The following is a 19,400-nucleotide window of genomic DNA, read 5'->3' on the forward strand; positions in this document are numbered from 1 at the left end:
CGTAAGGCAGGATGGAGAGACCTTCACCCGATCGAGGGAACAGATGTTCAGCTCCCGTGCCCGTCAGACCACCGCCCTCCTCGGCGCCGCACTCCTGCTCGCGGGGTGCAGCGGCGCTCCGGAACAGCCGCCGTCGCCTGCGACGTCCGAGGCGCCGAGGACGAGCCAGGCGCCGGACGGGTCGTTCACCGTGGTGGCGACCGGTGACGTGCTGATCCACCCCGCGCTGACCGAGCAGGCGAAGGCGGACGGCGGTGGCAAGATCGACTACCGGCCCCTGCTGGCCGGGATCAAACCGCTGGTCTCCGGGGCCGACCTCGGCATCTGCCATCTGGAGACCCCGCTCGCGCCGAAGGGCGGGCCGTACAGCGGCTACCCGTCGTTCAGCGCGCCGCCCGAGATCGCCGGCGCGCTCAAGGACACCGGGTACGACAACTGTTCGACGGCGTCCAACCACACGATCGACCAGGGCGTGGACGGCGCGACCAGGACACTAGACGAACTCGACGAGGCCGGGATCAAGCACACCGGCTCGGCGCGTTCGGCCGAAGAGGCGAAGAAGCCGCTGATCGTCGACGTCAACGGCGTCAAGGTCGCCCAGCTCTCCTTCTCCTACGGGTTCAACGGGATCAAGGTGCCCGCGGGCAAACCCTGGCTGGTCAACCAGATCGACGCCGAAGACGTGATCGCCGAGGCCAAGGCCGCGCGGAAGGCGGGCGCGCAGGTCGTCCTCGCGAGCCTGCACTGGGGCACCGAATACCAGCACGACCCGACCGCCGAACAGCGCTCGCTGGCGAAGAAGCTCCTCGGCGACGACTCGATCGACCTGATCATCGGCCATCACGCGCACGTCGTGCAGCCCTTCGAGCAGATCAACGGCAAATGGGTGGCCTACGGCCTCGGCAACAGCGTCGCCCGGCATTCGGAGCCGAAGGGGTCGACCGAACAGGGCGCGGCCGCGCGGTTCCGGTTCGTGCGGGACGGCGAACGCTGGAAGGTCGACAAGGCCGAATACGTCCCGACGCTGGTCCAGCTCGGCCCGCCGATCCGCCTGCTCGACCTGACCGCGGGGCAGGCCGGGAACGCCGGCGCGGAAGCGCTCAAGGCCACCGACGAGGTCGTCCTCAGCCGTGGCGCGGGCGACCGGGGGCTGACCCGCCCCGGCCGCTGACCCGAGGGAACAGGGGTGGGCTCATCCCGCCCACCCCTGCCTTACCGCGCCCGCCTTCAATACCGTCGCCGCACCACCAGTTTCGCGAGGGCCGCGAGCTCGGCGCCTGGGCGGGGCACCGGGTTCGAGACGGCGAGATGGTGCAGCGCGCCGGTCAGGAGCGCGTCGGCCTGCTCCTGACTCCACGCCCGGCCGCCCGCCCGTTCCACCAGCTCGGCCGCGTGGGGCAATTCCGCGGCGTCGAGGTTTTCCTTGCGGTACAAGGCATCCAGTTCTCGCCCGGCTTCGGTCCCCGAGTGGAGCGCGGCCACCACGGGCAGGGACTTCTTCCGGTTGGACAGATCCGAGTGGACCGGTTTCCCGGTCACCGCCGGATCGCCCCAGATCCCGAGCAGATCGTCGATGTGCTGGAACGCCAGCCCGAGTGCCCTCCCGTACTCGGTCAGCCGGTCGATCTGATCCTGCCTCCCTTCCCCGGCGAGCGCTCCGAGCGTGCACGACGCCCCGAGCAACGCGCCGGTCTTCCCCTCGGCCATCCGTACGCATTCGGCGGTGTCGACGTCACCGAGTTCCTCGAACTTCAGATCGGCGCTCTGGCCCTCCAGCAGGTCGATCACGGCGGTGCTGAGCACGCGCAGCGCGGTCTGCCCGAACGGGGACAGCACCTCGAAGGCCCGGCACAGCAGGGCGTCCCCGGCGAGGATCGCCGCGCCGGTGCCGAAAACGGTCCACGCCGTCGGGCGGTGCCGCCGGGTGGTGTCGGAGTCCATCACGTCGTCGTGCAGCAGGGAGAAGTTGTGCACCAGCTCCACCGCGACACCCACCGGGACGGCGATCTCGGCGTCCCCGCCGACCGCCTGTGCCGACAACAGCGCCAGCGACGGCCGCAAGGCCTTCCCGCTGTCCGAAGTGGACGGACGACCGTGTTCGTCCCACCAGCCGAAGTGGTAGCCGGCGATGAGCCGCATCGATTCCGGCAGGCCGTCGACGGCGTCGCGCAGTGCCGGGTCGAGCAGATTCCGGCTCCAGCTCAGCACTTCACCGGCTGGCCGGGCGCCGGTATGGGTCTCGGTTGTCGTCAACGGACTCCCTTTCAGTCGACCCGGTGAACTGCTGTTTTTCGCAATTCGTGGATACCCATTCGGGTGGGACAGGTGCAAAGTCAACATAGCAAGGGGTAATGCCCGGACAAACAACTCGATCGGGTCTGCGGAGAGGTTCACCTGATTGCCGGACTGCCCCGGACGCGTGCCGCGGGGGCGGCCGTTCGGGTGTCGGCACTACGCGAAATGCCGGTATACGACGGGGTTGGTGACGTCTTGTGGTGGCCGCTCACCCGGTCGTGAAGCCGCGCTCTCCGACCGGTGACGCGCCTTTCCGCCGTGTATCGGAAATTGTTTCGAGTGCTGGGAAATTGGGCCGAGCCGGTGATGATCCACTCGCCGTGGTCCGCCGCTGGTATGAATTGATTCAACCGGTCTTTTCGCTCGTGGAGCGGTGAACTAGCTTCAGCAGTCTCCGTGGGAAGGACTCGAATGGGTATTTACCTGACCGGCATCGCGTGGGTCGTCGGCGCGGCGGCCCTCGCGGGCTTCGTCGGCTACCTCGTCCGCAGGTTCGGCTGGGACGAGGGACGGCCCGACAACAACGACGCCGCCGGTCAGGTGTTCACCATCGTCGGCGGGCTGCACGCCGTCCTGGTCGCGTTCATCCTGATCTCGCTCTTCGACTCCGCGAGCGCGGCGCGCGAGGGCTCGTACCACGAGGCGGACAGCCTGGTCGCCGCGGTCTGGGCCGCCGATTCGCTGGGCACCGAGGTCAAGGACGAGGTGCGGAAGCTGAGCGCGGAGTACATCACCACGGTCGAGCAGAAGGAGTGGCCGCTGATGGCCGGGGGACAGACGAGCATCCCCGATCTCGGCTGGACGCAGCTCGACAACCTGCGCAAGGCGGTGGACAAGGCCCCGTCGGACGACGACTGGGTCCGTGAGCGCAAGGCCGAGGCGTCCACCCAGCTCTGGCAGGTCTACGAGGCCAGGCAGGACCGGCTGAACGCGGTCGTCGGCGGCCGGGTCGGCGGCGTCGTCTGGTTCGCGCTCATTCTCGGCAGCCTCGTCTCGGCGCTGTTGCCCAACCTGTTCGGCGGTACCCGGCTGGCCGCCCATCTGGTGATCGTGTCCACTCTGGCCGGCACGGTCACCTTGCTGCTGTTCGCGATCTACCAGCTCCAGAACCCGTTCGGCGGTGGGGTGCGGATCCCGCCGGACGCGTTCACCTCAGCGCTGGCGAGGATCGCTTGAGCCGGTGAGCACTGTGGACCGGGTGACGCGGACGGCGGCGACGGTGGCCGTCGCCGGTCTGGTGGGGGCGTCGGCCTTGCTGGCCCCGATGGCCGCGCGCGCCGCCGAGGCCTGCCTGATGGTGCAGGCGGAGACCGAGTCGCACGGGAAGTCGAAGCTGCGCTGGCTCGATGCCGGATCGGGGACCACTTCGCGCGTGACCGAGCCGGGCTACCGGCTCAACGCGCTCGGGTACTCCGCGACGCGGAACCTGGTCTTCGGTGTCGCGGAAGGACTCAGCCGGGGCGCGCACGCGGTGACGATCGACCGTGACGGGAAGGCACAGGACCTCGGTCCGATCACCCGCGCCGGGAACCGGCTGCCGTTGTGGAGCCCCGTCGCCGGGGTGACCGCCGGCGCGATCGGCGGGAATTCCTGGTATCTGCTCAGGAACGGCACACTGTACACAGTGGACTTGACGCCGGGGGAGCGGTACCTGCGGGTGATCAGGACCGTGTTCCTCCGGCCGATCACGCTTGCCCACGACGTCAACGATTTCGCGTACCACAACGGATTGCTCTACGGCGTGTCCACCACCTGGCGGGGGAAGGGCGCCGTGATCACCATCGATCCCGCGTCCGGCAAAGTCCGCGAAGCCGAAGACGCGCGTTTCCCGCCCGCCGACGTCTACGGCTCCGTCGTACTCGGCCGCGACGGCGCCTTGTACGCCACCGCGAACCGGATCGGCGGGCGCAGCGTGCTCTACCGCCTCGACCGCGGCGGGCAGGTGACCGTGGTGCGTTCGGGGCCGCCGCTGGCGGGTTCGGACGCCGCGGGCTGCCTCACCGCGCCCGAACCGCCGAAACCCGAGCCGCCCAAGCCGACTCCGACACCCACGCAGACTCCCACGCCTTCGCCCACGCCGTCACGCACTTCGTCTCCCAGCCCGTCGTCCACGCCATCGCCCAGCCCGTCTTCGTCGCCGAGTCCTTCACCGACTCCCTCGCCGACGCCGTCGTCGAGCCCGGCGCCCACTCCGGCACCTCAGGTGGTCCCGCCGCCCGCTCCCGCGCCGAAGCCGTCTCGTTCGGCCGCGCCCCGGGAACGGAAGGAAGAGGCGGCCGAGACCGACTCCCTGGCCCGTACGAAGGAGAAGCGGCGGTGGGGATTGACCGCGCTGGTGCTGATCCTCGGCGGCGGCGCGGCGGCGGGTGCCGTCCGGCGGGGCCGGTGAGTCAGTACTTGAACTGGTCCACGTTCTCGCGCGTGATGAGCAGCGGGTCGCCGAGGAGCACGGTCTTCGTGTCCTCCTCGTACTTGATCGCGGGGAGTTCGAGGTTGACCTTGTTCGACGGGCCGAGCCGTTTGCCCTCGGCGATCTGCTTGCCCGCCCACGCGGTGAGGTAGCCGAGCGATTCGACGTTCCACAGCACCGACAGCGACGCGGAACCGTCCAGCAGGTACGGCTTGATCGCCTGCGGCGTCCCGACGCCGACGGTGAAGACGCGGCCGATCTTCTGCTGCGACCGCACCGCCTCGGCGACCCCGGGCGCGGACGTCGTGCATTCGCCGACCAGGCCGGTGAGGTCCGGGTACTTGGCCATCAGGCCTTTGGCCAGCGCGGTGGCGTTGTCCTTGTCCTCGCCGGCGTAGACCGTTTCGACGAGCTGTGCATGGGGGTACTCCGTAGCGGTATACGCACGCTGGACGGCGATCCACGCGTTGAGGTTCTCGGCGGTCTCGCCGCAGGAGACGATCGCGTACTTGCCCGCGTTCCCCATCTTCTTCATCAGAGCGTCGGTGAGCGCCTTGCCGATGCCCTCCGGGGTCGCCTGGTTGACGAAGAGCTCGCGATCGGTGCCGGGCGCGTCGGTGTCCGAGGTGATCACATGGACGCCCTTGGCCCGCGCCTCGGTGATCGCGGGGGCGATCGCCCTCGGGTCGTTCGGCGCGATCGCGATGACGTCCACCTGCTGGTCGACGAGGCCGCGCACGATCGAGACCTGCGCCGCGGGGTCGACCGTGACCGGCCCGGTCGAGGACCATTCGACACCGAGCTGCTTGGCCGCGGCCTGCCCGCCGGTGTTCATCGCCTCGAAGTACGGGATACCCGCGACCTTCGGCACGAAAGCGATCCGGATCGGCTTCACCGCCGTCTCCGCCGGTTCGTCACCACCGCCACAGCCGGTCAGCCCGAACACCATGCCCCAAGCGAGCACAGTGGCAACGACGAGCGTCTTCGTCGGCCCTCGCATCTCCACCCCATAGTCACGGAACTACCTGAACCAGCCGATCGGTCTACGCGCGGTGGAGACCTCCGGCGAAACTAGGGGTCTTCGGTTACCCCGGTCAACCGGATGAGCGCAAAGGGTTACGTAAGTGAGTTCATCGACCTGGGCTGATTACCGGGTCGGCCTACGGGGGTGACGGTGAGCGACCGCGAGATGCGGATCACTGCGCCATCCATACGGGTGGGGGGTATGGTGTCCGCATGAACGAGACACGGCATGGAGCAAGCTGGTCGATGGCGGCGTCGGCGACCCTGCACTGCCTCACCGGCTGTGCGATCGGTGAGGTCCTCGGCATGGTGATCGGCACGGCGCTCGGCCTCGGCAACGTGGCGACGATCATCCTCGCGGTGGCGCTCGCTTTCGTCTTCGGCTACGCGCTGACCATGCGCGGCGTGCTGAAGTCGGGCCTGCCGTTCGGCACCGCGCTCAAGGTGGCGCTGGCGGCCGACACCGTGTCGATCGCGGTCATGGAGATCGTGGACAACGGGGTCATGCTGGTGGTGCCGGGTGCCATGGAGGCCGGGCTGGCGAGCCCGCTGTTCTGGGGTGCGCTGGCGTTCGCGCTGGCCGTCGCGTTCGTGCTGACGGTGCCGGTGAACAAGTGGATGATCGGGCGCGGGCTGGGGCACGCGAAGGTCCACGCGCACCACGGCGGGCACGGTGGCCACAGTGGTCACGAAGGGCACCACGCGCACTGAGCGCTCTTCGCTGCACGGCTCGCGGCCGCCGGGTCAGACGCTCGACAGGTCGATCGCCTTGTCGATCTCCTTCGGCATCAGCACCCGCAAAAGACTCTCCAGCAGGTAGTAGTCGGCGTAGGGCAGCGAAACCTCGACGCCGTCCTCCGCCCGGCGGTTGCGCGTGCCCCGCGCCACGATCGCCTCGGCACGGGTGGACTTCGTGGTCAGGCAGGTGTCGCACAACGCGGTGAGGATCCGGATCGCCGCCTCGCGGTAGTGCGGCCGGTTCGCGACCTTCGCCAGGTCGAGCAGGCCGCACGCCATCACCGCACCGGCGGAGGAGTCCTTGATGTCGTGCGGCGCCTGCGGCGCGAGGTAGTCCCACACCGGAACGTTGTCGGGGGTCAGCGCGCGCAGCGCGAAGTCGGCCAGGCGTTGCGCGGTCCGCAGGAACAGCGGGTCGCCGGAACGCCGGTACATCGTGGTGAACCCGTAGATCCCCCACGCCTGACCGCGCGACCAGCAGGACGTCGGGCTGTAACCCTGCACGGTGTCCGGGCCGATTTCGGCGCCGGTGCCGGGGTCGAAATCGACCACGTGCGGCGTCGAACCATCGGGACGCAGGAAGACCCGTTCGGTGGTCTTCGCGTGGGAGACGGCGATGTCGAGGTACTTCCGGTCACCGGTCTGCTTGCTCGCGAAGGTCAGCAGGTCCAGGTTCATCATCGTGTCGATGATGACCCGGCCGGCGTTGGTGGGCGTGCCGAGCGCGCCCCACGCCCGGATGAACTTCCCTTTTTCGTTGTAGCGCTGGATGAGCGACGCGGCGGCATTGAGCGCGCCGGTGCGCCATTTCTCGTCGCCGGTGAGCCGCCAGCCGGTCACCCACGACGGGTAGAAGAGGAATCCGAGGTCATGGTCCCGCGTCTCGTGCTGGCGCGGAGCGAGCTTTTCCGCCGACGCCATGGCGAGGGTGCGGAATTGCGGATCGCCGCTGTAGATCGAGGCGAGCCACAAAGTCCCCGGCCAGAATCCGCCGATCCAGCCGCCGTTCTGCGAATAGGTCCATTTCTCGAAACGGGTGATCTCCGGAAAGGCCGTCACGCCGGGCGCGACGGCCCGTAGCTTGGTCACCGCGTAGTCGGCCGTTCGGCGGAAAGTCCTTAGCCCGTCGGATACTTCCTCGGCCGCGGCGGCCGGAGTGATCGTCGTCGCCGCGACGGCGGCACCGGCAGCGGTGGTCAGCAGGGTTCGCCGGGAAACGCTCACAATGCCCGCCATTCGTCAGTGGGAAATGCGTCACGGGAGTTTCGCACGACGATCACGGCATTGTGAAGACCATTCGCGGTTGTGAATAAATGGCTCACTCAGCGGGACGGATGTTCGCGTTGTGGTGGAACACGTTGTCCGGGTCGTACACCGCCTTGATCGCGGCCAGCCGCGCGTACTTCTCCGCGCCGAACGCCGTGCGCACCCGGTCTTCGTCGTATTCGTTCATGAAGTTCAGGTAGCCGCCGTAGTTGTTGGAATGCGGCAAAAGTTCCTCCCACAGCCTCCGCGCCCAGACGCGGTCCGCGGCCAGGAGCTCCGGCGTCGGGGCGGTGGCCGCCAGGCCGACGACGAAGCCGGGCGTCCGCGGCCCGCCGAACGCGGTCGCGTCGTCGTGCACCGTCGAGAACGTGTCCTGCAGCGGCACGATCGGCATCACGGTCGTCGGAGACGCCTTGTCCGGCAGGCGCGTGGCGATCAGGTCGATGACCTTTTCGGACAGGGAAGCGACGTAAAGCGACTTCTCGTAGGCGAGGATGCCCCGTGGCGCGGTCGGGTCGAGCAGTTTTTGCAGCGCCGCGTACGGCATCGGGGTGACCAGTTCGAACGCCGTGGGCAGCCCGCTCCGGAGCCGCTCGACCAGCCGGGCGTGCCGTTCGGGACCGTCGAAGCCGGCGACGACCAGCGCGAGACCCGGCGTGAGATGGTGCTCCGGCGGAACGAACGGCGCGGGTGGCGCGTTGAGCCCGACGAGCATGGAACCGGTGCCCGGCGGCAGCGACGCGATCACGTCCTTCGCGAAGCGCATCGCCTCGGGCGCGTCCGCCAGTGTCCAGAAGAACATCCCGACCTCGGCGAGGCCGACCCGGTGCAGCCGGAACTCGAATTCCGTGACCACACCGAAGTTCCCGCCACCGCCGCGTAGCGCCCAGAAGAGGTCCGGATGCTCCGCCTCGGATGCCCGCAGGATCCGGCCGTCGGCCGTCACGACCTCCGCGGAGAGCAGATTGTCGATCGTGAGCCCGTGTTTCGCGGTCAGCCAGCCGAAACCACCGCCGAGGGTGAGGCCGCCGACGCCGGTGTCGCTCACCGTGCCGCCGACCGTCGCGAGCCCGTGCCGCTGGGTCGCCTCGTCGACATCCGCCCACAACGCGCCGCCCCCGACCAGGGCGGTGCGGGTGTCCGGGTCGACGGTGATCCGGCGCAGCCCGCCGAGGTCGATCACCAGTCCGTCGTCGGCCACGGCGGAACCGCTGAAACTGTGCCCGCCGCCGCGCACGGTGATCTCGAGGCCCTTTTCGCGGCCGAAGGCCAGTGCGGTGACGACGTCTTCGCGCGTGGCGCATTCGGCGACCACCGCCGGGCGCCGGTCGATGTCCCCGTTCCATACGGCGCGGGCCGCGTCGTACCCCGGATCGGCGGCGGTGACCACCGCGCCGGAGAGCTTCTCGCGCAACGTGGTCGTTTCAGGCGGATTCATGGGACCCCCTCAGGTCGTGGCTACCGCACGGTCTCCGAGCGGCGAGCGACGCCCAAGGTCCGTCCGCGTGGGCGAAAGGGCGGACGAAAGGGCGAAGGCCCGGCGTTATGGGGTACGCCGGGCCTTCGCGATCAGGGGATTACGAGCGGATCAGGGGGTCACGAGCACTTGGGCGCCACCGGCAGGTCCGAGCCGGTCTGCACGTAGGTGTCGGAGATGTAGTGCCCGGGGCCGATCCGGTCCCAGATCTTGCTGGTGCCGAACTTGCCGGTGACGGTCTCGCCCTCGACGTAGCACTCGATGTTGACCTTCGCGTAGTTCGCCGCGAGGCCCTTGATCGCCGCGGTGGTGCTGGCCGAAGCCCGGACGTTCATCGGGTCGCCCGCGGTGCTGACGACGCCGGTCGGGCCGGAGCCGGTCCACAGGTAGGAGACGTTGACCCAGCCGTTGTCCGTCATCTTCAGGCCGTCCCAGAAGGTGCCGTCCGCGAGGTCGATACCCGCCGGGTTGGCCACCCTGCGGCCGAACTCGTCCTTGCCGCCGTTGTAGCCGTCCTGGTACGCCGCCTGCGCTTCGGGCTTGCCCTGCGGCAGGTTCTTCCACATCTGGCGGGTGGCCGACGGGTTCCAGTAGTCGTCCTTGGTGTTCCACGGGCCGACGTCCCACACCGGCGCGTACTCGCAGCGGCTGTTGTCGGTGCGGCAGATGCGGACGGTGTAGTTGCCGGTGTTCTTCGGCGCCAGGCCGCGGCCCGAGGGGAGGGCGACGAAGTGGTCGCGGGACTTGATCACGTGGCCGTTGGCGGTGGTGCCGCCGACGAGGCCCTCGCGGGTGCCGTAGACCTTGTACGTGAGCGGGGCCGCTGCCGCGCCGATCGCGTTGACCTGCGGGCCGAGCTCACCCTGAAGGGTGACGTCGCTGACCTTCGCGGTCACGCCGTCGGTCAGCGTGCGCAGTCCGATGCGGACCTGGACCGTGGAGACCGAGGCGGACAGCTGGGCGGCGCCGCCCTCGGTGGGCGTCCACTCCGTCCAGTCCTGGGAGTTGAGCTTGCCTCGGACGTCGACCTCGACCTCGGTGCCCTTCGGCGCGTCGGCGGTCACCTGGGCGGTGACGCGGTTGACCGGCTTCCCGAGCTTCTGCTCGGCCAGCAGCAGGTAACCCTGGCTGCCGATGGAGTCGGGTTTTCTGTGCCAGGCGGCGTTTTGCAGGCTGAGCACGCCGCCGTCGCTGCGGACGTTGACGTCGTCGCCGTCCACAGTGGACAGGTCGGCGCGCCAGCTTCCCTCGGGCGCCGCGTTCGCGGGGCTGGCGGCCAAGGCGGTGACCGCCCCCACGGCCAGCACGGCCGCCATCACCCGGCGGGCCTTAACGGTCCGGACCATTCCGGTCTCCCTTCGAGCACTCTCGGTTGCTACGAAGGGAGCTTCGCCGGGGCGTGTACACGATCGATACAAAAGCAAGTCGGCACCTGGTTGCGGTGGGTGAACCCCGCAAACAGGTGCCGAAGGGCGAAAAGGTCAGGCGCTCGCGGAATCGTTGTACGAGGCTTCGGCCGATTCCTGCAGGCGCGAAGCGAGAGCGGATTCCTGTGGCCGCGCGGAGAGTTCCCGCCACAACGCCAGCGCGCGCTCGGAATACGTCCGCGACCGCTCGGGCTGGCTCAGCGCCTCGTGCAGTTCGCCGAGCAGCTGGGACACCTCGGCTTCGGATCGGCGGTCCCCGTTGCGCCGGTGCACGCTCAGCGAATTGACCAGCAGCAGCTGCGCGTGGGCCAGGTCGCCGCTGTGCAGATACAACTCGCCGAGGTTCTGGTTCGCGTAGCCGACGCAGTGGTCGTCGCCGAGTTCGTTGAAGATCGCGATGGCACGGTCGACCCGTTCCCGTGCCCCCGCGAGGTTCCCCTGGTGTTGGCGCAGCATGGCGAGCCGTTTCAACGCGTGCGCCTCGCGATGCCGGTCGCCGATCCGGGCGGACTGGTCGAGCGCCTCGGTGAACCAGCGTTCCGCGTCGGCGAACCGGCGCCGCGCCAGCCACACCGCGCCGATCGCGATCCGCGCGACGGCCTCGCCGTGCGGATCGCCCGCCGCCGTGAACTGGTCGAGCGCCGCGTGACAGTGCTCCAGCGCGACGGTGTCCTCGCCTTTGATCCGCAGCACGGTGCCGAGCCCGGCCAGCGCGATCGCCGCGCCCCGCGCGTCGCCGATCTTGTCGAACAGCAGTTGCGACTGCTCGAACGCGACCAGGGCCTCGGCGTAACTGTCCTGGTACAGCTGGATCTGTCCGAGATTGCGCTGGATGATCGCCTCGCCGCGGACCTCGCCGGACCGCCGGGCGGCGGCCAGCGCGACGGCGTGCGTGTGCATCCAGTCGTCCTGGTGACCGCGCTGGTCGAAGTACGGCGCCAGCGCGGCGGCGAGCCGCCAGGCCAGCGAGTCGAGGCCCAGGTCGGCGGCCAGCGCGACGGCGGCGACGCAGGTGTGCCGCTCGGCGGCGAACCACGCGGCCGGATCCCCGATCAGCTGCGCGGTGCCCGGCGGCAGCGTGGGCTGGACGGCCGTGTCGTCCCGGTAGAGCCCGAAGAAATGGATCGGCATCCGGTCCGCGGCTTCGACCGCGAGCGCGAGATAGCCCTCCAGCACCCGTTTCGTGGCGTCGCGCGCCTTCGCCGGCACGTCCTGCGCCCGGAGTTCGAGGGCGTAACACCGCAACAGGTCGTGCAGGCGGTAGCGGGGCTCACCGGTGGCATCCGAGCCGCTGAGCTCGACCAGATGAGCGTCCACCAGCACATCGAGGACGTCCTCACCGTGCGTGCGGCCGAGCAGGGCCGCGACCACCCAGCCGGGGAACTGGACCGAGCCGAGCCCGCCGAGGCCGCGGAACGCGGTCGCCGCCGACATCGGCAGAAGGTCGTAGCTGAGCGTGACACTGGCCCGCACGGCGAGATCGCCGACGCGGAGTTCGTCCAATCTTCGTCTTTCGTCCCGCAGCCGGTCGGCCAGTACGCGCAACGTCCAGCCCGGCCGATGGGTCAGCTTCGCCCCGGCGACCCGGATCGCCAGCGGCAGATACCCGCAGTGGCGCAGGATCGCGGTCGCGCACTCCGGCTCCGCGGCGACCCTTTCGGTGCCGACGATGCCTTCGAGCAGCTTCGCGGCCTCGGCTTCGGGCAGCAGGTCGACGTCGACCGGGGTGGCTCCGGCCAGATCCGGCATCCGGATCCGGCTGGTGATCAGCACCGCGCAGGAACCCGCGCCGGGCAGCAGCGGGCGGACCTGTGCCGCGCTGCCGGCGTCGTCGAGGACGACGCACATCCGGAGGGTCGCCAGCCGGGAACGCAGCAACGCCGCGCGCTCGGGAAGATCGCGCGGCAATCCCGCGTCGGGAACACCCAAGGCGCGGAGCAACTCGGCGAGCACGCTCATCGGGGGCCTGGGTGAGGACGACGTCCCGGCGAGGTCGACGTGCAGCTGACCGTCCGGGAAGTCGTCACGGACCGCGTGCGCCACCCGGATCGCGACGGAGGACTTGCCGATCCCCGGCGCCCCCGACAGCACCGCGATCGCGGGTTTTCCCTGTTCACGGCGGTCGTGGAAGAGGGCGACGAGTGCGCTGACGACCTCGTCGCGGCCGGTGAAGTCCGGCAGGTCCAGCGGCAGCTGGCAGACCGGCGTCATCGGCACGGTGAGGGCGGCGGTCACCGCGTCCTGGGTCGCGGACGGCGTGAGGACCAGCGACGCCCGCAGTTCCCGCAGCCGCGGCCCCGGCTCGGTGCCGAGCTCGTCGGCCAGCACCTTCTCGGCCGTTTCGTAGGCCTCGATCGCGTCGGCCGTGCGGCCGTCGGCCCGCAGCGCGACGATCAGCTGCTGCCAGAGCTCCTCGCGCAGGGGATGCTCGGTGACCAGGCCGCGCAGTTCGGCGACGGCCTCGGCGGTCCGGCCGAGTTCGATCCTCGCCCGCAGCCGCTGTTCCTGGACCGCGAGCCGCAATTCCGTCAGCCTGGCGACGGTCGCGCCCCAGCCGTGGTCGTGGGGGAGACCTTCGAGGACCTCGCCGCGCCACAGCGCTTCGGCTTGATCCAGCAGGCCCAGCGCGGATTCGGCTTCCCCGTGGCCGAGCGCGTCCTGCGCGCGGGCGGCCAATTCGCCGAAGCGGATGTGGTCGATCTCGTCGGGCGCGGCCTTGAGGATGTATCCGGATGCCCGGCTTCCGATGCGCTCCCCGAGTTCGGGGTCGTGGTCGGCGAGGCGTTTGCGGAGTGAATGGACGTAGGTGCGGATGTTCGCCGCCGCCGACCTGGGCGCGGACGAAGGCCACAGGACCTCGATCAGCAGTTCGGTGGAGACGACGACGTTGGGCTGGAGCAGGAGAGCGGCCAGCAGCAGCCGGGGTTTGGGCCCGCCGAGCGGCACCACCTGCCCGTCCACCGCCACTTCGAGCGGACCGAGAACGCGAAACCCGAGAATAGTCACCTAAACCGCCAATACGGCAGGAGCCCCATATCCGCCGATAATATTGCCGTCCCGCCATGGTTGGCTAGATCCATTCGCATGCATGTGCAGACAGCGGTCGGCGTTTGTACGTGATGTGTACGACGCCGGTCGACGCTGCGGTCATGAAGCGTTCAAGTGTCCGGCGGCTCGCCGGTTTCTTTCTCGTGCTGGTGACGGCGGGCGCCTTGGGCCTCGCCGGAGCCACTCCCGCACTGGCCGCGGCCACCGGGACCGTGAAGACGGCGGGTGATCCGCTGAACGTCCGCCGCGCCCCGAGCACCTCCGCGACCGCGGTGCGCACGGTGGCCAACGGCGCCACGGTGACCATCGACTGCCAGACGATCGGGACCTCGGTCACCGGTCCGCTGGGCACCACGACGTTGTGGGACTACGTCCCCGCGCTCGGCGGCTACATCTCGGACAGCTACGTCTACACCGGCTCGGACCAGCGGATCGCGCCCGACTGCGGAGTCGGTTCCGGCAGCGCCGAATGTTCCACCGGCGTCTGCGCGGGTGAGGGGCAGTTCCGCTCGTCGGACGCGCATTTCCTCGTCTACGACAGGAACGCCGACGGCAAGTCCGCCGTGGTCGCGTACTGGCTGAAGGGCGGCGCCGGCCCGTTCTACGTCTGGGCCTCCGGCGGCAACGGCACCCACGTCGACAAGGCCGTGCCGGTCGCGAAGGGATCGTGGGTCTATTACAAGGTCTGCGTCGCCGACGCCGCCGCGAATCCGACGCTCGAGGCCTGTAGTGGCGGCATCACCGATTACGCCGCGTGAAATCCCTCCCCGTTCTTTCCCCACTTCGAAAGGTTGAATTTTCATGGGCCAGGTGAATCGGCGGGCGGTACTCCTCGGGGGAGCCGCTGCGGTTTCGGCGGCGGCGTTGTCGTCGACCGTGCCTTCGTGGGCGAGCGCGAGAACACTGGCGGCGGCACCCGCCATCCACGACCCGTTCCAGCTCGGTGTCGCGTCAGGTGACCCGCTGCCGGACAGTGTCGTGCTGTGGACGCGGCTCGCTCCCGCCCCGCTGAACCCCGACGGCTTCGGCGGCATGCCGGACGCTTCGTACACAGTGGACTGGGAAATCGCCAACGACCAGGCGTTCTCCTCGATCGCGCAGAAGGGAACCGTGACCGCGACCCGTGCCTCCGGGCACAGCGTCCACATCGAACCGGTGGGCCTCGAGCCGGGACGGGAGTACTTCTACCGGTTCAAGACCAGCGGCTACATCTCGCCGGTCGGCCGGACGCGGACCGCGCCCGCCGCCGGTGCCGCGGTGAACCAGCTGAAGTACTGCTTCTCCTCCTGCCAGCACTGGGAGGAAGGCTGGTACCACTCGTACAAGGGCATGCTCGCCGACAACCCGGATCTGGTGCTGTTCCTCGGCGACTACATGTACGAGCGGAAATCCGGCCGCGCCGCCGCCGACCGGAATCCGCGCAGGCTGGCGTTCACCGAGGACGTGACGACGCTGGCCCAGTACCGCGCCCGGCACGCCCAGCACAAGACCGACGCCGACCTCCAGAACGCGCACGCGATGGCGCCGTGGGTCGTCGTTTTCGACGACCACGAGGTGATGAACAACTGGAACGGCACCGCCAGCCCGGCCACCGCGGACCGCAAGGCCGCCGGTTTCCAGGCGTTCTACGAGAACATGCCGATCCGGTCCACCGCCAAGCCGAGCGGCGCGTCGATCCGGCTGTACCGGCAGTTCGGCTGGGGCAACCTCGCCCGGTTCCACATGCTCGACACCCGCCAGTACCGCAACGCGCAGGTGCCCGACCCGTCCGGTTCGGCGGGCCCGTCGTGCACCGACATGCGGTCGACGTCGCGCAGCATCCTGGGCACGACGCAGGAGGCCTGGCTGCTGAAGGCGCTGGAGACGCATCCGGCGAAGTGGGACTTCCTCGGTCAGCAGGTCTTCTTCGCGACGCGTGACGGAGACGGCAACAAGGCGACCTGTGAAAGCCCCGATTCCTGGCAGGGTTACGAGGCTTCCCGCGACCGGATCGCGAAGGGCATCGTGGACCGCAAGGTGCCGAACCCGATCGTGCTGACCGGCGACGTCCACCGGCACTGGGCGGCCGACCTGCGCCGCGACTACTTCAACCACAGCGATCCGGTGTTCGGTTCGGAACTGGTGACGACCTCGGTCACGAGCAACAGCGACACCGCGACCGATCCGTCGTCGACGTGGCTGTCGAACAACCCGCACATCAAGTACTGCCGGGGAAAGCGCGGTTATGTCCGGGTGACGGCGTCGCAAACGCAGATGCGGGCGGATTTCATGACGGTTTCGGACACCACCGAGTACGACTTCTCGAAGGTGGTCCTGGCCGCGGACCGCAGTTACGTCGTCGAGGCGGGGAAGCCGGGGTTGCAGCGGGTCTGAGTCAGGACAGCAGATCCACCAGCGCGTCACCGCGAGGAGTCCGGGCCACGAGCACCACCTGGCCCTCGCGGTGCCGCTGGATCAGCCCCGCCGAGACGAGCTGTTCGCAGTGGTAGGTCGCGGTGCTCGCGGCACAGGACAACAGATTCGCGATCTCGCCCATCCGGGCGGGCTTTCCCAAGTGCCGCAACAGTTTCGCGCGGTGGGCGCCGACGACCAGATCGAGTCCGTCGATACCGGGGGCCGGTTCGGCCTTGCCGCCGTCGAGCAGGCCGTCGAGTCCGGGCAGCGGGTAGCCGATCCAGATGGCGTCCTCTTCGTCGAAATTGGACACCACCGAGCGGCTGCCCGCGAGCATCGGGACGAGGATCAGTTTGCGGCCGTGGACGGCGTACTTCGCCGGCTCCGCGTCGGGCAGCAGCAGACAGCCGTTGCTGAACCGGAAATGCGGCCGCAGCAGGCCGAGCACCGCGTCCGTCCCGCCGCGGACGGAGGCGACGCCGATCCGTTCGATCTCGCGATCGAGCAGGGGCCGGGCCTTGGTCCAGAGGTTTTCGGTCGCCAGCCTCGTCGCGGTGAAGGCGTCCGCGAGCGAGGCGGCCCAGCGTCTCGGATGGTCGGCGGCCTGCCGCCACTGCGCGGGCACCTGGTCTCCGAAGACCTCTTCCAGGCCTTTCAGGACGTCGGATTCCGTCAGTTCCCGCAGCATTTCCGCCTGGGCCGCGGCGGAACAGTCCTCCCCGGGACTGATCGGGACGATGAAGTCCGGTTGCACCGAGGTGCCGCGGCGGGCGAGTGAGCTCGCCGCGCGGTATCCCTGCTCGGGGATCGCCGAACCCACCTGACGGCGCCAGGCGGCGGGCAGGCCGCGGTCGTACCCCCCGACGACCTCGACGAGCATCGAAACCAGCGAGATGTGCGGGGAAACCGTCACACCGACCGGGATCGTGCTGGTGTCACCGAGTTCGAGCCGGGTATAAGAAGCCGGGGGCGGCGTCTCGCGCATCCGGTCGTCCCTCCTGGGAGTGGGCGTCGCAGCACGCGATGTTAGCGCCTCCGGTCAATACCCGGCACCCGGCCGGAAAAAGGCCGAAAGGCGCTTTCCCAGGTCGGAAGCGGGGAAAGCGCCCTTCGGCCGGTGCGGCGACCTCAGTGGGCGAGTTGCTCATTCATGATGAGGAACGCGCCGAGACCGTGGAAATCGTTGGTGTTGCGTTTTCGTGCGTAGTAATACGCCGTATCGCCGACGTTGGTGCCTTCGGAGATGTTCGAGATATCGGTCGATCCGTCGGATCCGGTCGAAACCTGGGACAAAACCCCGCGATAACCCTTCGCGGCCACGGGCCGGTACTCGGCGCCGACGTAGCCGCGTTCCACCGCGCGGGAGAGCAGGAAGGTGTACATCGCCGAAGCCGAGGTCTCCAGCCAGTTGTCCTTGTCGCCGCCCCGGTCGACGACCTGGAACCAGCGGCCCGAAGCCCGGTCCTGCCAGCGGGTGTACCCCGCGGCGAGGAATTTCACGACGTCGACGAGCCGGCGGCGTCGCGGATGGTCGCGGGGGAGGATTTCGAGGAGGTCGATCGCCGTCATCCCGAGCCAGCCGATCGCACGGCCCCAGTGGAATTTCGAATGCCGTCCGGGGCCCGACGCCCACGGTTCCGAGCCGTCTTCGTCGTAGGCGTGGTACAGCAGGCCCTTCGCGGGCTCCTTGAGCCGGTCGAAGTAGACGCTGACGTTCTTCGCGGCCTCTTCATAGCAGTAGGCGGCATCCCCGAAGGTCTTGCCGTACAGGGCGAGGAACGGCTGCGCCATGTACACGCCGTCCGCCCATAACTGTCCGACCCTGCTCGTGGCGTGGAACATCCCGCCGTCGGACGTCCGGGGATAGGACGGGAACCGCGCGCGCAACTGGTCCGCCGCGGTCTTGTATTTCGCCTGCCCGGTTTCGGTATACAGCAAGGGGAACATCTGCCCGGAGCGCATCGCGTCCAGGTTGGTGAAATTGTTCGAGATCCCGCTTTCGGTGACGAAGCGGTCGTACCAGGCGAGGATGTAGTCGAGGTAGGACTTCTCGCCGGTGCGCCGGTACACCAGGTACTGGCCGTACAGGTAGAGGCCGCGGGTGTAGCCCCAGCCGCCGAGGGTGGCCGGGGTGTGCCGCTTCATCGTCGAATCGACGACGGCGCGCGACCAATCCACCGGAGCCGCCGACGCCACGCCGGGCAGGGCGAGAGCGCCGAGGGCGCCCGCGGTTCCCGCCAGCATCGTGCGCCGGGAAAGCCGTGCCGCGCGAAGAGGATCTGGGGACATTCGGGGCCCTTTCCTACGTCGGGAAACGGGTCGCTGGGCTGAATTTCCTTGTGGGACAACGTCTACCCGGGTGCTCGTCGGCGAGTCAAGAGAGATCCGATCTCTTCCCGCTGGGCGGCACTCTCCTGCGAAGCCGCCGGCTCGCCTACGATCGGTGCGTGAACGAGCTGACCTTCCGCGGCCGCCGCGTCGCCCGGGACCGCGCCCTGGTCATGGCGATCGTCAACCGTACCCCCGACTCCTTCTACGACAAGGGGGCGACCTTCTCGGATCCGGCCGCGCTCGCCGCCGTCGCCGGGGCGGTGGCCGACGGCGCCGACATCGTGGACATCGGCGGGGTCAAGGCAGGCCCCGGCGCTGAGGTCGATGTCGAGGAAGAGATCCGACGGGTGGTTCCGTTCGTCGAGCGGATCCGCGAACTGCACTCCGGCCTGGTGATCAGTGTCGACACCTGGCGCCACGAGGTCGGCAGGCGCGCGGCGGAAGCGGGCGCGGACCTGATCAACGACACCTGGGCGGGAGCCGATCCGAAACTGGCCGAGGTCGCCGCCGAGTTCGGCACCGGTTACGTCTGCTCGCACACCGGGAACGCCGTCCCGCGCACCCGCCCGTTCCGGGTGCACTACCCGGACATCGTCGCGGACGTCGTCGCGGAGACCACGGCGCACGCCGAAGCCGTCGTCGCGCTCGGTGTCCCGCGTGAAGGGGTGCTGATCGACCCGACGCACGACTTCGGCAAGAACACGTGGCACAGCCTGGCGCTGCTGCGGCACGCGCGGGAACTGGCCGACACCGGCTGGCCGGTCCTGATGGCACTGTCCAATAAGGACTTCGTGGGCGAGACACTCGGCGTGGAACTCGCGGAGCGGGTCGACGGCACCCTCGCCGCCACGGCCTGGGCGGTGGCCGAGGGGGCCAAGGTGTTCCGGGTCCACGAGGTACGGCGCACCCGGCAGGTGCTGGAGATGGTCGCGTCGATCCAGGGGACGCGGCCGCCCGCGCGCGCCATCCGCGGGCTGGCCTAGGACACGGC

General features: G+C 69.2%; 15 protein-coding genes. 7 read left to right on the forward strand and 8 right to left on the reverse strand.

Annotated elements, in window-relative coordinates; all coding sequences use genetic code 11:
• Nucleotides 1–43 precede the first annotated feature (43 nt).
• Nucleotides 44–1,171: a CapA family protein gene (locus DMH01_RS31175; RefSeq protein WP_125681029.1), complete on the forward strand. Its 1,128-nt coding sequence runs from the start codon at nucleotides 44–46 to the stop codon at nucleotides 1,169–1,171.
• 56 nt (nucleotides 1,172–1,227) lie between these two features.
• Here DMH01_RS31175 and DMH01_RS31180 read toward each other — a convergent pair whose 3' ends face one another.
• Nucleotides 1,228–2,253 carry a family 2 encapsulin nanocompartment cargo protein polyprenyl transferase gene (locus DMH01_RS31180; protein WP_125681031.1) on the reverse strand — a complete coding sequence of 342 codons (1,026 nt, stop codon included), beginning with the start codon at nucleotides 2,251–2,253 and terminating at the stop codon, nucleotides 1,228–1,230.
• Nucleotides 2,254–2,706: 453 nt separating this feature from the next.
• Here DMH01_RS31180 and DMH01_RS31185 point away from each other — a divergent pair, with 453 nt between their 5' ends.
• Complete coding sequence (locus DMH01_RS31185) at nucleotides 2,707–3,471, forward strand: DUF4239 domain-containing protein (RefSeq protein WP_125681033.1); 765 nt, start codon at nucleotides 2,707–2,709, stop codon at nucleotides 3,469–3,471.
• 4 nt (nucleotides 3,472–3,475) lie between these two features.
• The gene (locus DMH01_RS31190; protein ID WP_125681035.1) at nucleotides 3,476–4,684 is read left to right on the forward strand and encodes a serine protease; all 1,209 of its coding nucleotides are present in this window, start codon (nucleotides 3,476–3,478) and stop codon (nucleotides 4,682–4,684) included.
• 1 nt (nucleotide 4,685) lies between these two features.
• Here the strand turns inward: DMH01_RS31190 and DMH01_RS31195 are convergent, their stop codons facing one another.
• Nucleotides 4,686–5,705 carry an autoinducer 2 ABC transporter substrate-binding protein gene (locus tag DMH01_RS31195; RefSeq protein ID WP_370323567.1) on the reverse strand — a complete coding sequence of 340 codons (1,020 nt, stop codon included), beginning with the start codon at nucleotides 5,703–5,705 and terminating at the stop codon, nucleotides 4,686–4,688.
• A gap of 269 nt (nucleotides 5,706–5,974) precedes the next feature.
• Here DMH01_RS31195 and DMH01_RS31200 point away from each other — a divergent pair, with 269 nt between their 5' ends.
• Nucleotides 5,975–6,439: a DUF4396 domain-containing protein gene (locus DMH01_RS31200; protein WP_125681424.1), complete on the forward strand. Its 465-nt coding sequence runs from the start codon at nucleotides 5,975–5,977 to the stop codon at nucleotides 6,437–6,439.
• Between the two features lie 33 nt (nucleotides 6,440–6,472).
• Here the strand turns inward: DMH01_RS31200 and DMH01_RS31205 are convergent, their stop codons facing one another.
• The 4 genes from DMH01_RS31205 to DMH01_RS31220 form a co-directional block, all read right to left on the reverse strand.
• Nucleotides 6,473–7,690 carry a glycoside hydrolase family 88 protein gene (locus DMH01_RS31205; RefSeq protein ID WP_125681426.1) on the reverse strand — a complete coding sequence of 406 codons (1,218 nt, stop codon included), beginning with the start codon at nucleotides 7,688–7,690 and terminating at the stop codon, nucleotides 6,473–6,475.
• Between the two features lie 94 nt (nucleotides 7,691–7,784).
• Nucleotides 7,785–9,170 carry an FAD-binding oxidoreductase gene (locus DMH01_RS31210; protein ID WP_125681039.1) on the reverse strand — a complete coding sequence of 462 codons (1,386 nt, stop codon included), beginning with the start codon at nucleotides 9,168–9,170 and terminating at the stop codon, nucleotides 7,785–7,787.
• Nucleotides 9,171–9,328: 158 nt separating this feature from the next.
• Nucleotides 9,329–10,555, reverse strand: a complete 1,227-nt coding sequence (locus DMH01_RS31215) for a hypothetical protein (RefSeq protein ID WP_125681041.1) — start codon at nucleotides 10,553–10,555, stop codon at nucleotides 9,329–9,331.
• Between the two features lie 135 nt (nucleotides 10,556–10,690).
• The gene (locus tag DMH01_RS31220; RefSeq protein ID WP_125681043.1) at nucleotides 10,691–13,642 is read right to left on the reverse strand and encodes a BTAD domain-containing putative transcriptional regulator; all 2,952 of its coding nucleotides are present in this window, start codon (nucleotides 13,640–13,642) and stop codon (nucleotides 10,691–10,693) included.
• A gap of 143 nt (nucleotides 13,643–13,785) precedes the next feature.
• On the opposite strand from DMH01_RS31220, the gene DMH01_RS31225 reads away from it, so the two are divergent.
• Both DMH01_RS31225 and DMH01_RS31230 read left to right on the forward strand, forming a co-directional pair.
• Nucleotides 13,786–14,442, forward strand: coding sequence for a hypothetical protein (locus DMH01_RS31225; protein ID WP_199745694.1), 657 nt, complete (start codon nucleotides 13,786–13,788; stop codon nucleotides 14,440–14,442).
• A gap of 43 nt (nucleotides 14,443–14,485) precedes the next feature.
• Nucleotides 14,486–16,057 carry an alkaline phosphatase gene (locus DMH01_RS31230; RefSeq protein ID WP_125681045.1) on the forward strand — a complete coding sequence of 524 codons (1,572 nt, stop codon included), beginning with the start codon at nucleotides 14,486–14,488 and terminating at the stop codon, nucleotides 16,055–16,057.
• 1 nt (nucleotide 16,058) lies between these two features.
• On the opposite strand, the gene DMH01_RS31235 is transcribed toward DMH01_RS31230, so the two are convergent.
• The gene (locus DMH01_RS31235) at nucleotides 16,059–17,063 is read right to left on the reverse strand and encodes a helix-turn-helix domain-containing protein (RefSeq protein ID WP_125681047.1); all 1,005 of its coding nucleotides are present in this window, start codon (nucleotides 17,061–17,063) and stop codon (nucleotides 16,059–16,061) included.
• A 143-nt stretch (nucleotides 17,064–17,206) separates the two neighbouring features.
• Nucleotides 17,207–18,367, reverse strand: coding sequence for a glycoside hydrolase family 105 protein (locus DMH01_RS31240; RefSeq protein ID WP_125681049.1), 1,161 nt, complete (start codon nucleotides 18,365–18,367; stop codon nucleotides 17,207–17,209).
• Between the two features lie 158 nt (nucleotides 18,368–18,525).
• Here DMH01_RS31240 and folP point away from each other — a divergent pair, with 158 nt between their 5' ends.
• Entirely contained in the window at nucleotides 18,526–19,392 is an 867-nt protein-coding gene (gene folP, locus DMH01_RS31245; RefSeq protein WP_125681052.1) for a dihydropteroate synthase, read from the forward strand.
• The last annotated feature ends 8 nt before the right edge of the window (nucleotides 19,393–19,400 follow it).

This window comes from Amycolatopsis sp. WAC 04182, from assembly GCF_003947465.1.
Taxonomy (GTDB): Bacteria; Actinomycetota; Actinomycetes; order Mycobacteriales; family Pseudonocardiaceae; genus Amycolatopsis.

What these genes read in the sequence shown, in the direction of transcription:
- DMH01_RS31175 (WP_125681029.1), top strand. Translation starts at nt 44, where the DNA reads ATGTTCAGCTCCCGTGCCCGTCAGACCACCGCCCTCCTCGGCGCCGCA.
- DMH01_RS31185 (WP_125681033.1), top strand. Translation starts at nt 2,707, where the DNA reads ATGGGTATTTACCTGACCGGCATCGCGTGGGTCGTCGGCGCGGCGGCC.
- DMH01_RS31195 (WP_370323567.1), bottom strand. Translation starts at nt 5,705, where the DNA reads ATGCGAGGGCCGACGAAGACGCTCGTCGTTGCCACTGTGCTCGCTTGG.
- DMH01_RS31200 (WP_125681424.1), top strand. Translation starts at nt 5,975, where the DNA reads ATGGCGGCGTCGGCGACCCTGCACTGCCTCACCGGCTGTGCGATCGGT.
- DMH01_RS31210 (WP_125681039.1), bottom strand. Translation starts at nt 9,170, where the DNA reads ATGAATCCGCCTGAAACGACCACGTTGCGCGAGAAGCTCTCCGGCGCG.
- DMH01_RS31215 (WP_125681041.1), bottom strand. Translation starts at nt 10,555, where the DNA reads ATGGTCCGGACCGTTAAGGCCCGCCGGGTGATGGCGGCCGTGCTGGCC.
- DMH01_RS31225 (WP_199745694.1), top strand. Translation starts at nt 13,786, where the DNA reads ATGAAGCGTTCAAGTGTCCGGCGGCTCGCCGGTTTCTTTCTCGTGCTG.
- DMH01_RS31230 (WP_125681045.1), top strand. Translation starts at nt 14,486, where the DNA reads ATGGGCCAGGTGAATCGGCGGGCGGTACTCCTCGGGGGAGCCGCTGCG.
- DMH01_RS31235 (WP_125681047.1), bottom strand. Translation starts at nt 17,063, where the DNA reads ATGCGCGAGACGCCGCCCCCGGCTTCTTATACCCGGCTCGAACTCGGT.
- DMH01_RS31240 (WP_125681049.1), bottom strand. Translation starts at nt 18,367, where the DNA reads ATGTCCCCAGATCCTCTTCGCGCGGCACGGCTTTCCCGGCGCACGATG.